Here is an 11,836-nt window from a genome sequence, read left to right on the forward strand (position 1 = left end):
TATGACTCAGTGAGGAAGGGTGTGGAGAATGCAGGTACGCAAAGATTATATGCATGTGTCTGATGGACACGAACTTTATTATGTATGCTATGAACCGCCAAACCCAATCGGACATGTCCATATCATTCATGGAATGGCAGAACATATTGCCCGCTATGAAGAGTTTGCTGAGTATTTGGCATCGCGGGGGTTTATTGTTTCCGGCCATGATCAGCGCGGCCATGGGAAAACTGCGGAACGCAACGGTGTGCAAGGCTATTTTGCAGATCATGACGGTTTTAACGAAGTCGTTGAAGATGCCCGCTCAGTCATCAGTGAAGTCCAGCAGGCAACCGGCAACTTGCCGCTTATTTTATTCGGCCACAGTATGGGGTCATTTGTGGCCCGGCGTTATATGCAGCTGTACAGCGAAGACATCAGCCGAGTCGTCTTATCAGGCACAGGCGGCAACCCGGGGGCTTCCGGAAAAATGGGGTTGGCTGTGGCGTTGGCCTCTGCAAAAATGCAAGGCAAACAGCAGCCCAGTAAGACTCTTGGTAAAATGACATTCGGCAGTTTCAATAAACCTTTTGGCGACGAAGGTTCAGCGAGTGCTTGGCTATCGAGTGATAAAGAAGCGGTTGCAAAATACGAAGCGGATCCTTGGTGCGGTTTTGAATCGACCAATCAGTTTTATGTGGATTTGTTCTCAGGCTTGGCCCTCATCAACAAACCGTCCGAAATTGACCGCATCCGCAAAGACTTGCCGGTGCTGTTGATCAGCGGCGCAATGGATCCTGTTGGCGGCAATGGAAAAGGGGTTTTCAGTTCAGCAAAGCAATTCGATAAAGCAGGCATGAAGAACGTCAAAATTTATCTGGCGGAGCAAGGACGCCATGAATTGTTGAACGAAATTGATCGCCATTTTCATTTTGAGCTGATCGGTGATTGGATGTGCGGAAATGATTGATGTAATAGCCATCGTTGGCCCGACCGCATCCGGCAAGACGGCATTGAGCCTCGAACTGGCTAAGCGATTGGACGGGGAAGTCATTAATGGGGACTCGATGCAGATCTATCGGGACATGACGATAGGGACGGCGAAGATTTTGCCGGAAGAAATGCAGGGGATTCCTCACCATCTTCTGGATATTAAAAATCCGGACGAAAGTTTCTCTGTTGCTGAATACCAAACGCTGGTACGCGAAAAAATTGCAGATATTCAATCGCGCGGCAAGCTGCCGATTATTGTTGGCGGCACTGGACTTTACGTGCAGGCGGTTTTGTTTGATTACCGATTCTCAGAGGAAGCAGTGGACCAGGAACTTCGAGACAGTCTGCATCAGGAACTGGAAGAACTGGGTCCTGATAACATGCACCGGAAATTGCTGGCACTTGACCCAGATTCGGACATCCATCCCAATAATACACGCAGGGTTATTCGTGCTATTGAAATCCTGATGAGCGGCCAGAAAAAAGGTGACCGGGAGTTAGCTTTATCGCCTATGTACAATGAATTGATCATCGGCTTGGATATTTCGAGAGATATCCTTTATGAGCGCATCAATCAGCGTGTAGAGGTGATGCTTGGGCGAGGCCTGATTGCTGAGGTTGAGTCATTGCGAAACAGGGGCATACGGGATGTCCAATCCATTCAAGCCATTGGTTATAGAGAAATCTACGCTTATTTGGACGGGCAGGCTACCCGTGAAGAAGCGGTTCGAAAACTCAAACAAAACTCAAGGAAGTATGCCAAAAGGCAATTTACTTATTTCAAGAACAAATTACCGATATTCTGGATTGATGCATTGGCAGATCCCGAAAAGAATCTGCAGGAAATAATCGCCTTCATGCAGGAAAATGACAGAGACTGTCGAATTGATAAACTGACAACAAAATTTAATACAAGTAGAAAATTAGGGGGATTTTCATGAAACCGATCAATATCCAAGATGTCTATCTGAATCAGCTTCGTAAAAATAATATTTATGTAACTGTCTTTTTACTCAACGGCTTCCAATTAAAAGGAACCATTAAATCCTATGATAACTTTACGGTGCTGGTCGAAACGGAAGGCAAGCAGCAATTGATCTATAAACATGCTATCTCAACGTTTTCTCCAGCAAAAGCTGTAGCGATCGAACACGAAGAGTAAGGGAGATTCCGGACTGCCGTTGCAGTCCGGTTTTTTATTGGGCTTAGTTTCAGTGTTCTGTCGCTTTGCCAAAATGGCTTATGCCTGTCCAATCTAAACGGCTGTTTCAGCTTTTCTTGATGTTCAGCTTCAGCAGCCAGCCCCTCGGGGTCATAAGTCACTCCGGCAATGCAGCTGAAAAGATGCTGCACAGCCAAAGCGCCTTATGCCTGTCAGGTCTAGACGGCTGCTTTAGCTTTTCTGGTTGACAGGTGGCTTTTGACGGTATAGCATTTTCAGTGGAAAAGGAATTACATTCAGGAGGCGTATGTATGAAAACCATCACAGCAGATGAATTACAGCAACGAGTAGAAGCTGGAGAAGAACTGAACATCATTGACGTTCGCGAAGCGGACGAAGTGGCCGCGGGAATGATTCCTGGAGCTAAGCACATTCCTCTGGGGGAAGTGGCAGACCGCATCGAGGAACTGGATGCCGGGAAAGAATATCATATGGTGTGCCGTGCAGGCCGCCGCAGCGAAATGGCATGTGGTATTTTGGAATCAAACAACATCGATACAATCAACGTCGAAGGCGGCATGACTGCCTGGAACGGCGAGACAATCGCATAACATAAAAAATCAGACCGCCCGGGAAATTTAGCCGAGTGGTCTGTTTTCATGAAGTTTGGATTTTGCGGGCAGGCAATCTCCATTTGAATGTATAAGAGAGAATCCGCAAGGCTGTAATCAGCACAAACAAAGAATAGAGCATCAGGTCAGTTTGCACTAAATTAAAGCTGATAAACAATCCCGCCAAAGCAGCCCAGACTGCATAGATTTCCGCTTTTAAAACCAATGGCTTACGGCCTGCCAGCAAGTCGCGGATGATTCCTCCTCCGGATCCTGTCAGGACTGCTGCAACGATCACTGCAAAAAGCGGCAATTCCAAATCGACCGCATAAATGGCACCTTGTACGGCGAACGCCGACAATCCGATTGCATCAAAGAAATAGCCCCAGCGATTCCAATGGCCAAGCAATTTATGCGGGAATAAAAACACAATCGTGATAGAGATAAGGGCTAGCTGAAACATAAACTCCTGTTCCCACAGCGCCGAAACCGGCACGCCAATCAATAAATTCCGGACGGCACCGCCTCCAAAGGCAGTGACTACGCCAAGAAGGTACACGCCGAAAATATCGTATTCTTCTTCCATTGCAATAATGGCCCCGGAAATTGCAAAAGCAATCGTTCCAATGGCGCTCAGTACTTCCCAAGCCATAGCCTTTTATCCCCCTTCGCGTACAACTCTATGAATTGTATCAGAATTTGACGCTATTTCAAGTCGTGCCTCATAATAAGATGAGAAGTTTAACAGAATGGAGAATTGCATGCATACACAGATTAGAACAATAGAAGAAACTATCCAACTACAGCTTCAACTGGCTGATGAAATTGCATACGTTAATCAGAAGAAAGTGCTGGATGCTTTCCATAACCAGCGTGTCAGTGATCACCATTTCAACCCGTCAACGGGCTATGGCTACGATGATGAAGGGCGCGATACGCTGGAACGCGTTTACGCAGATGTCTTTAAAGCGGAAGCGGCACTCGTGCGGCCTCAAATTATCTCTGGCACTCATGCCATCACAATTGCATTATTCGGTATCTTGCGGCCGGGAGATGAGTTGCTTTACCTTACAGGAAAACCCTATGACACCTTGGATTCCATCGTTTCAGGAGGAGAAAAAGATACGGGTTCTTTGAGGGATTTCGGCATCAGCTACCAGCATACAGATCTGGATGCTGGCAATAAAATCGATTGGGAAGCTGCTCAAAATGCAATCGGTGACAAAACAAAAGTCATTGCCATCCAGCGGTCCAGAGGATATGATACACGCCCTTCATTTACAATAGAAGAAATTGAAGAGATGATAGTCCGGGTTCGTGAGATAAAACCGGATGCAGTTATTTTTGTCGATAATTGCTATGGCGAGTTTGTGGAGATGCAGGAGCCGATTGAAGTGGGTGCGGATCTGATCGCGGGCTCGTTAATCAAAAATCCAGGAGGTGGATTGGCGAAAATCGGCGGTTATATCGCAGGAAGAAAGGATTTAATCGAAAAATGCGGTTACCGGATGACGTCTCCGGGTATAGGGGGAGAGGCAGGTGCTTCTCTTAATGCACTGCCTGATATGTATCAAGGCTTTTTTATGGCACCGCATATTGTTTCGCAAGCGTTAAAAGGGGCCATTTTCACTTCAGCGCTTCTGGAACAGGCTGGCATGATGACGACGCCTCATTGGAGCGACAAACGGACCGACTTGATTCAATCAGTGTCGTTTCAGAATGCTGAACAGATGATTGCGTTTTGCCAAACCATTCAGGCGAGTTCACCGGTCAATGCGCAGTTTGCGCCTGAACCAGCTTACATGCCGGGCTATGAGGACGATGTCATCATGGCTGCCGGTACATTTGTGCAGGGATCCAGTATCGAGCTGACTGCGGACGGTCCGATTCGTCCACCTTATACGGCATTCGTTCAAGGCGGTCTTACGTATGAACACGTAAAAATTGCCGTATTGAATTCAGTAGATGCATTAACAAAATTGAAGTTAATTTAAATGATTTCCCGTATGGAGCATACGGGAAATTTTCATGTAAGAAAACATAACATGTTGTTGACAGGTAATCTGACATGATGTATACTTTAAGAGTAGTAATTATGTGAAATGGGTGAAACTTATGACGAACCGGGTGCGACGAACGATGCCGCTTCTTCCAATCAGCATAGTTATGCAATTGACGGAATTGACCGCTAGGCAAATTCGTTATTATGAAGAGCATGAGTTGATCAACCCTGCCCGTACCGAAGGCAACAAGCGTATGTTTTCCCTGAATGATGTGGATACACTTCTCGAAATCAAAGAATATTTGGATCAGGGACTGAATATTGCAGGCATCAAGAAATTATATGATACAAAAGAAATCCCTAAAAACGAAAAGGCAGAACCGAAAAACTTAAGCGATGCCGAGCTCCGCAAACTATTGCGCGAAGAATTGAAGCACCAAGCCCGCCCTTTTGAAAAAGGCGGTTTCAGACAAAGTGATTTAACCCGTTTCTTTAAATGAGATGGGGTTACATACAATATTTATAGGAGAGTGAAGAGAACATGGGCAAGTATTCAAAAGAAGACATTCAACGATTAGTAAAAGAAGAGAACGTTAATTTTATCCGTCTGCAATTTACAGATATTCTTGGGGTCATCAAAAACGTTGAAATACCGACATCCCAATTGGACAAAGCACTCGATAACAAAATGATGTTTGATGGATCTTCCATTGACGGTTTTGTACGCATTGAAGAATCTGATATGTACCTATACCCTGACTTGGATACATGGGTTGTATTCCCTTGGATCACAGGAAAAGGAAAAGTTGCACGTTTAATCTGTGACATCTACAGCCCAGATGGCACGCCATTTGCTGGAGATCCACGTACAAACTTAAAACGTGTATTAAAGGAAATGGAAGAGCTAGGATTTACGCATTTCAACCTTGGACCAGAGCCGGAATTCTTCCTGTTCAAACTTGATGAAAGAGGCGAACCATCTCTTGAATTGAATGACCACGGCGGCTATTTTGACTTGGCACCGATGGACCTGGGCGAAAACTGCAGACGCGACATCGTTCTTGAACTGGAAGAAATGGGCTTTGAAATCGAAGCTTCCCACCACGAAGTGGCACCAGGACAACACGAAATCGACTTTAAATATGCAGATGCCGTACAAGCATGTGATGAAATCCAAACCTTTAAGCTGGTTGTTAAGACCATTGCCCGTAAACATGGCCTTCATGCTACGTTCATGCCGAAACCACTATTTGGTGTCAGCGGTTCAGGAATGCACATGAACCTTTCCTTGTTTGATGGAAATCGCAACACATTCCTGGATGAAGACGGCGAAATGAAATTGAGTGAGACAGCTTACCAATTCATCGCTGGAATCATTGAACACGCGAAAGGCTTTACAGCTGTAACAAACCCGCTTGTAAACTCGTACAAACGTCTTGTGCCAGGTTATGAAGCGCCTTGTTACATTGCATGGTCAGGCCAGAACCGTAGCCCGTTAGTGCGTATTCCAGCATCACGCGGTTTGTCTACACGTGTAGAAGTGCGTTCAGTCGATCCGGCAGCTAATCCATACTTAGCGATGGCTGTTCTTCTTGGCGCAGGCCTTGATGGAATCAGAAGAAAACTGACTCCACCAAATGCTGTAGACCGCAATATCTATGCAATGAACCAAAAAGAGCGTGAAGCAGTTGGGATCGAAGATCTTCCAAGCACACTTTACAACGCTTTGCAGGAATTGCAAAAAGATGAAGTAATGACAAAAGCATTGGGAAGCCACATTTTGAACAATTTCGTCGAAGCGAAAGAAATCGAATGGGATATGTTCCGCACAAGCGTCCACCCGTGGGAACGCGAGCAATACTTGAAGATGTACTAAAAATTACCTTAAGCCGTTGGTGCTGCAAAGCGCCAACGGCTTTTTTCTGTTTTCCGTCGAGTCCAGAAAGAGAAAATGAAAAAAAATAATGGAAATTGAAAACTAATAGAAACTTATTCGTGCGCTAAAGCGACTAATTGGCAATGACCTGGCAGACTGAGATATTAAAAAGTTTTTAAAAAAAGAAAGTTAATATTTGACTATGTTGCTGATTAGTAAAAGAGGAGGAATCATTATGTTCATTGTCTTATACGCAATTCTAATTTCTCTCTGGATCACGTCTTTAGTCGCTTTCGGAAAATCATACATCCGTTACCACAAAGAAGAACGTGCTTATGAAGAAAGCCACCGCGTCGATTCTTGATCAGCAGAATGCTTCACGGTTGAGAATTGAGTGATTCTCGTTGATGGTGGAATATCTGTGTGTGTTTCCTGTTAAAGGGATTCCGGCTTCAATTGCTCCTCAAATAATTGGCGAAGAATTTCAACGGAGTTTTTAAAAGAAGCAGGCCACAAGATTAAAGAACAGTATGCCGTTTGGAATTTAGTGAACAGGTCGGGTGTGATTCTTACTGTCTTGGAAGAAAGCGTGATAGAAATAGAGCCTAGGCTGATGGAAGTTAACGAGCAGGCTCTCTTCGATGGAATCATTAAAATAAGTGAACTGGAGCAAAGAACCTCGGATTTACTGAACTGTTTCGGTGATATTGAAAGAACCCTGCTGATTCGTCGTACAGACATCTATACTCTGCTCGAAAATGAATGGATAGGCATGGGTATTGAAGACCCCTTGAAACTGGCTAAACGGCCATTAGAAGATAAATTATTTAAACAATCAACATTGGAAAAGATACTGAAGAGACCGATAAATGAAATTTTTGTCGATTGGAGCTTCAAAGCCGATAAAGGTTATGCTGTTCTGACTCTGCAGAAAAAATAAACATGAAAACAGTTTCTCCTCGGAGATGCTGTTTTTTTATGTGCTGGCCAAGAAAGATTCCAGATGCAAGCGGATATCTCTTTGTCTTGCTGTTGCTTGAAAATATCCTGATTCTAACTAAACAGGCTTTGTGAAATTTATGATGAAAATATGCAGAGTATGCGAAGAATACCTTTTTATAGTTTACAGCCGGTCAATTAAGGTTATAATTAGTTGCAGCCTGAAAAGTTAATAACTCATACTGAATTTTTCTTTCTCTTGAAAGAAGAAAGATTCTGTGGGAGGCGATTAATTTGAGGAAAATCCAAGGACTTTCGAATCTTGTAGAATATTTGGAATCAGTGAATTATCCATTGGCTGCAGAGCAGATTACAGATTTAATGTCGAAAAGAAAGATTCCGCACCGCAAAGCATTCCAAGACACTGTGATCTTTAATTTAGAACACATTGACTGGTGGATTGCTGAGCAGCAGAAACGATGATTAATTGATGAACATGCTTGAGTAAAAGAAATAACCTTGTCGTCCGTTCTGCAAAGAACGAACTGCGAGGTTATTCTTTTTTGGTAACTTTATACACTTTTTTGTGTCTACTGTTATAATAGTCTAAAAACGGAGGGGGAATCGGCTATGCGCTTTTTAATGTCTATCATTGTTTTTTTAATCTTCTTTTCGTTTGCAGGCATTGGCACATATGTTATCGGACCCGATTTGTCGACCGACCGGCTGGTCGCCGAGGCGACAGAAGAGCTTCGGAACAACGGGCAAATGGAAAAAGTGGTGGAATATGTTGAAAGTGATCCACAAATGCTTGAATATGTAGAAGAAGCCAAAATTGCAGAGGAAGAGAGTATGCCTTTGCCATTTGAAACAACTGGAGATGCGGCGGGTACGGTCATCAAAAAGGTCGGCATTGCGGATCTGGCTAAAATGAAATCGGGAATTGAAGATGGCACGATGTCAGCAGACGAAGTGATTCAGAAGCTTGAAGAGGATTTGAATGAAGAAGAGCTGCTTGCCCTGAAAGTGATCGTATACAAGGAATTATACAAACAGCAATAATGAAGGATATATGCTAAACTGAGTCACGAAGATAAAGTAAAAGTTTAAAGGAGGCTATTGCATGAAACCGTTTCGCGTAGAGTTTTATTTTGATCAAGGCAATACCATCGTACACAATGTCCAGGCTGTAGATAAAGAATCGGCATTAAGCAAGATTCCTTCCAATGGCACTTATGAAATTTCAGATGAACAAACAGGCAATATTTATCGCATTACTATCAATTTAGTTAAATATATTATCGTCAGCGAACTGTAGAAGATTTTTTCTCGGCAAGCTGCACTTAAGGTGTTGCTTGCGCAACTCCTTTTTTTAAAAGATTTTTTGCATGACAATTCGATTGGGAGGCAAATGAATGGAATTCAGAGGATCGAGTGCTTACGAGGAAAAAGATTTTTTGAAGAACTTTCTGCAAAGAAGAAATCGGGCGGAGAGCCCTAATAACAGCATTGAAAAACCAATAATCTATGGGTTGCTTGGCAACTTTCAAAACCAGGAAATACTCGATTTAGGATGTGGAGATGCCTTATTCGGAAAAGAACTGTTGGAAGCAGGAGCGCATTATTATCATGGTGTAGAAGGGTCTGAAGAAATGATCGGCTTAGCGGCTGCAAATTTGGAGGGTGTCAATGCCGATCTGACATTGGCAATTATGGAGTCATTTGTCTTTCCTGAAAATACCTATGACATTGTCTCCTCTCGATTAGCCATCCATTATTTACTGGAAGTGGACGAACTATTCCGAAATGTATATGAATCCTTAAAAGCTGAGGGGAAATTTGTGTTTAGTGTGCAGCATCCACTGACGACCTCATCTTTTTCAAGTAAAATGTCAGGAGAAAAAAGAAGCAACTGGCTGGTGGACGATTACTTTAAAGAAGGGGAACGGCACGAACCGTGGATCGATAAAATTGTCGTCAAGCATCACCGGACCATTGAAAGCTATTTTACTTCTTTGACAAACGCGGGATTTAGCGTAACGAATGTTCGGGAAGGGAAGCCCGAACGTCAATATTTCAGTTCTGATGAAGAGTATAGTAGGAGAATGAGAATTCCTGTAATTTTAGCTTTCAGCTGTCATAAACGCTAAATCGAAATTGTTTACATAATATAAATATCCATTAAAAAAAACCGGGGATTTCCCCGGTTTTTTTTAATGGATTTGGCGGTAAACGCCTACAACTTTACCAAGAATTGATACTTGGTCTACAATGATCGGATCCATTGATGAATTTTCAGGCTGAAGACGGAAATAATTTTCTTCTCGGAAGAAGCGTTTGACTGTTGCTTCATCCTCAGTCGTCATTGCGACAACAATGTCCCCATTATCCGCGGTCTGCTGCTGCTTAACCACTACATAATCTCCGTTCAAAATTCCGGCTTCGATCATACTTTCACCCATGATCTCCAGCATGAAGATGTGATCATCTTCAGTGCCATAACTTTGCGGAAGCGGGAAATACTCTTCCACGTTCTCAATTGCTGTAATAGGAACACCGGCAGTTACTTTACCGATCAAAGGAACATGCAGTACCGGACTTTTATCGATTAACGCTTCATCAGTGCTTATTACTTCAATGGCTCTCGGCTTAGTGGGATCCCGTCTGATCAAGCCTTTGCTTTCAAGACGCGCTAAATGTCCATGTACAGTCGAACTGGATGCAAGACCGACTGCCTCACCGATTTCGCGTACGGATGGCGGATAGCCTTTCAGCCGAACTTCCTCTTTTATAAATGACAGAATGTCTTCCTGGCGTTTGGATACTTTTTTCAACAGTTTCACCTCATTTGAGTAATTCTACTTGATTTCTACCAATAGTATACCAACTCGGGCATTGAAATGCAAACATAGGTTCGAATTTTATTCTTGACAAAAACACCTGTTCGCATTAATATGAGAACATACATTCCGAACACAAATTATTAGGAGGCGGTTCAAATGACATTCATTCGACAAAATTCTTATCTTATCGCATTTTTCTCATTAATTGTGGTATTTACTTTTTACGCCATACTGTCCCATAATACAAACAGTACATCAATGAGCCAAGTTGAAATAGAAGAAGGCGATACGCTTTGGACTTTAGCTGAATCTTTCAGTGGCGCGACTCCCCATCATGAATGGATAGAGGAGATTATGAAAGAAAACAACCTTTCTACTCCAAAAATCATTGCAGGACAATCCCTTAAGATTCCAAGCGACCAATTGAAATTTGCTCCTGATGAGACCATTAAATTTGCAGGTGATGCTGAATGAAGAAAAATGCATTAATTTATTGCCGTGTCAGCACGACCAAAGATACGCAGGAATCCTCCCTTGAGAGACAGGAAGAAGAACTGATGAAATTCGCGTTTGAACAATCTTATAAAGTGGATGGTGTATACACCGATCAGCACAGTGGATACGAAATGGATCGTGACGGTCTGCTTGAAATGCTTAATTGCATTAAGGGAGACAAAATCGATGCCGTTTTTATTCAGGATGAAACGCGTTTGGGCAGAGGGCACGCACGTATTGCTCTTTTGCATGTCATGAAGAAATATGGCGTGGAAGTTTATACCTTATCGGATATGGGGCCAATAGCCCTTAATGATATGGATGACATGGTGCTTGAAATTCTGGCAATCGTTGAAGAATATCAGCGCAAAATACATAATGCCAAAATCAAGCGGGGCATGAAACGCGCTGTGGAAAATGGCTATAAACCGGAAAAAAATCTAAAAGGCAAAGGCAATCCTGATGGGCGTGAACGCTTGGATCTGCCTATCGATCAAATTGTCAGCCTGAAAACTAATGGGCTGACTTTCAGTGAAATTGCTGTAACCTTGCAAGGATTCGGCTACCAAGCGAGCAAGGCGACGGTTCATCGGCGATATAAGGAATACGAAAAGCTGATGAAAGACTAAAACATTGCAGAAACCTTACTTTTTTTGTACCATATGAAAAGAAGAAAGGTGGATGTCTATGTTATCACCAGACAAATTAACTAGAATTAATGAACTATCACGTAAATCGAAAACGACTGGATTATCCAAAGAAGAAGCAAAAGAACAATCTTCTTTGCGCCAGGAATATTTGCAAACGTTCCGTAAAACGATGCGTGGAACAATTGAAAATGTAAAAGTAATTGACCCGAATGGGAACGACGTAACGCCAGAAAAGGTCAAAAATATTCGAGAGAATAAGTATTTGAATTAAATACTTATTCTCTTT

General features: G+C 43.0%; 18 protein-coding genes. 16 read left to right on the forward strand and 2 right to left on the reverse strand.

Annotated features, from left to right (window positions below; translation table 11 throughout):
- Window positions 1-28 precede the first annotated feature (28 nt).
- The 4 genes from IRE19_RS04435 (at window position 29) to IRE19_RS04450 (ending at window position 2,745) form a co-directional block, all read left to right on the forward strand.
- Window positions 29-949 (forward strand): alpha/beta hydrolase, encoded by a 921-nt coding sequence (locus IRE19_RS04435; protein ID WP_203339451.1) that lies wholly within the window; start codon window positions 29-31, stop codon window positions 947-949.
- Window positions 927-1,913 (forward strand): tRNA (adenosine(37)-N6)-dimethylallyltransferase MiaA, encoded by a 987-nt coding sequence (gene miaA / locus IRE19_RS04440; RefSeq protein ID WP_432419930.1) that lies wholly within the window; start codon window positions 927-929, stop codon window positions 1,911-1,913. Before IRE19_RS04435 ends, miaA begins: the two co-directional genes overlap by 23 nt.
- Entirely contained in the window at window positions 1,910-2,134 is a 225-nt protein-coding gene (hfq, locus tag IRE19_RS04445; RefSeq protein ID WP_146556690.1) for an RNA chaperone Hfq, read from the forward strand. The genes miaA and hfq overlap by 4 nt, the downstream gene beginning before the upstream one ends.
- A gap of 311 nt (window positions 2,135-2,445) precedes the next feature.
- Window positions 2,446-2,745 (forward strand): rhodanese-like domain-containing protein, encoded by a 300-nt coding sequence (locus tag IRE19_RS04450; RefSeq protein ID WP_191714163.1) that lies wholly within the window; start codon window positions 2,446-2,448, stop codon window positions 2,743-2,745.
- Between the two features lie 46 nt (window positions 2,746-2,791).
- Here IRE19_RS04450 and IRE19_RS04455 read toward each other — a convergent pair whose 3' ends face one another.
- Window positions 2,792-3,397, reverse strand: a complete 606-nt coding sequence (locus tag IRE19_RS04455) for a trimeric intracellular cation channel family protein (protein ID WP_191714164.1) — start codon at window positions 3,395-3,397, stop codon at window positions 2,792-2,794.
- Between the two features lie 109 nt (window positions 3,398-3,506).
- On the opposite strand from IRE19_RS04455, the gene IRE19_RS04460 reads away from it, so the two are divergent.
- The 9 genes from IRE19_RS04460 to IRE19_RS04495 all read left to right on the forward strand — a co-directional run bounded on the left by IRE19_RS04460 (window position 3,507) and on the right by IRE19_RS04495 (window position 9,712).
- Window positions 3,507-4,739 (forward strand): methionine gamma-lyase family protein, encoded by a 1,233-nt coding sequence (locus IRE19_RS04460; protein ID WP_203339453.1) that lies wholly within the window; start codon window positions 3,507-3,509, stop codon window positions 4,737-4,739.
- A gap of 121 nt (window positions 4,740-4,860) precedes the next feature.
- On the forward strand, window positions 4,861-5,247 hold the full coding sequence (locus IRE19_RS04465; protein ID WP_191714166.1) for a MerR family transcriptional regulator: 387 nt from the start codon (window positions 4,861-4,863) through the stop codon (window positions 5,245-5,247).
- A 41-nt stretch (window positions 5,248-5,288) separates the two neighbouring features.
- The gene (gene glnA, locus IRE19_RS04470; protein ID WP_191714167.1) at window positions 5,289-6,623 is read left to right on the forward strand and encodes a type I glutamate--ammonia ligase; all 1,335 of its coding nucleotides are present in this window, start codon (window positions 5,289-5,291) and stop codon (window positions 6,621-6,623) included.
- A gap of 235 nt (window positions 6,624-6,858) precedes the next feature.
- On the forward strand, window positions 6,859-6,987 hold the full coding sequence (locus tag IRE19_RS18480) for a hypothetical protein (RefSeq protein ID WP_255548218.1): 129 nt from the start codon (window positions 6,859-6,861) through the stop codon (window positions 6,985-6,987).
- A gap of 249 nt (window positions 6,988-7,236) precedes the next feature.
- Window positions 7,237-7,563, forward strand: a complete 327-nt coding sequence (locus IRE19_RS04475) for a hypothetical protein (RefSeq protein WP_203339454.1) — start codon at window positions 7,237-7,239, stop codon at window positions 7,561-7,563.
- Window positions 7,564-7,856: 293 nt separating this feature from the next.
- Entirely contained in the window at window positions 7,857-8,045 is a 189-nt protein-coding gene (locus tag IRE19_RS04480; RefSeq protein WP_191714169.1) for a hypothetical protein, read from the forward strand.
- A 147-nt stretch (window positions 8,046-8,192) separates the two neighbouring features.
- A complete protein-coding gene (locus IRE19_RS04485; protein WP_191714170.1) occupies window positions 8,193-8,624 on the forward strand; it encodes a hypothetical protein in 432 nt (143 codons plus the stop codon).
- Between the two features lie 61 nt (window positions 8,625-8,685).
- Complete coding sequence (locus tag IRE19_RS04490; protein ID WP_191714171.1) at window positions 8,686-8,880, forward strand: hypothetical protein; 195 nt, start codon at window positions 8,686-8,688, stop codon at window positions 8,878-8,880.
- Between the two features lie 97 nt (window positions 8,881-8,977).
- Window positions 8,978-9,712: a class I SAM-dependent DNA methyltransferase gene (locus IRE19_RS04495; protein ID WP_203339455.1), complete on the forward strand. Its 735-nt coding sequence runs from the start codon at window positions 8,978-8,980 to the stop codon at window positions 9,710-9,712.
- Between the two features lie 63 nt (window positions 9,713-9,775).
- Here the strand turns inward: IRE19_RS04495 and lexA are convergent, their stop codons facing one another.
- Window positions 9,776-10,396, reverse strand: a complete 621-nt coding sequence (gene lexA / locus IRE19_RS04500) for a transcriptional repressor LexA (protein WP_191714173.1) — start codon at window positions 10,394-10,396, stop codon at window positions 9,776-9,778.
- A gap of 165 nt (window positions 10,397-10,561) precedes the next feature.
- Here lexA and yneA point away from each other — a divergent pair, with 165 nt between their 5' ends.
- Genes yneA through IRE19_RS04515 form a run of 3 tightly spaced genes read left to right on the forward strand, consistent with a single transcriptional unit; the run spans window position 10,562 to window position 11,821 of the window.
- The gene (gene yneA / locus IRE19_RS04505) at window positions 10,562-10,879 is read left to right on the forward strand and encodes a cell division suppressor protein YneA (protein WP_203339456.1); all 318 of its coding nucleotides are present in this window, start codon (window positions 10,562-10,564) and stop codon (window positions 10,877-10,879) included.
- Window positions 10,876-11,529: a YneB family resolvase-like protein gene (locus IRE19_RS04510; RefSeq protein ID WP_191714175.1), complete on the forward strand. Its 654-nt coding sequence runs from the start codon at window positions 10,876-10,878 to the stop codon at window positions 11,527-11,529. The genes yneA and IRE19_RS04510 overlap by 4 nt, the downstream gene beginning before the upstream one ends.
- Before the next feature lie 58 nt (window positions 11,530-11,587).
- Window positions 11,588-11,821 carry a DUF896 domain-containing protein gene (locus IRE19_RS04515; protein WP_191714505.1) on the forward strand — a complete coding sequence of 78 codons (234 nt, stop codon included), beginning with the start codon at window positions 11,588-11,590 and terminating at the stop codon, window positions 11,819-11,821.
- The last annotated feature ends 15 nt before the right edge of the window (window positions 11,822-11,836 follow it).

Source organism: Planococcus beijingensis (assembly GCF_016820615.1).
GTDB classification, from domain to species: Bacteria; Bacillota; Bacilli; order Bacillales_A; family Planococcaceae; genus Planococcus; species Planococcus notacanthi.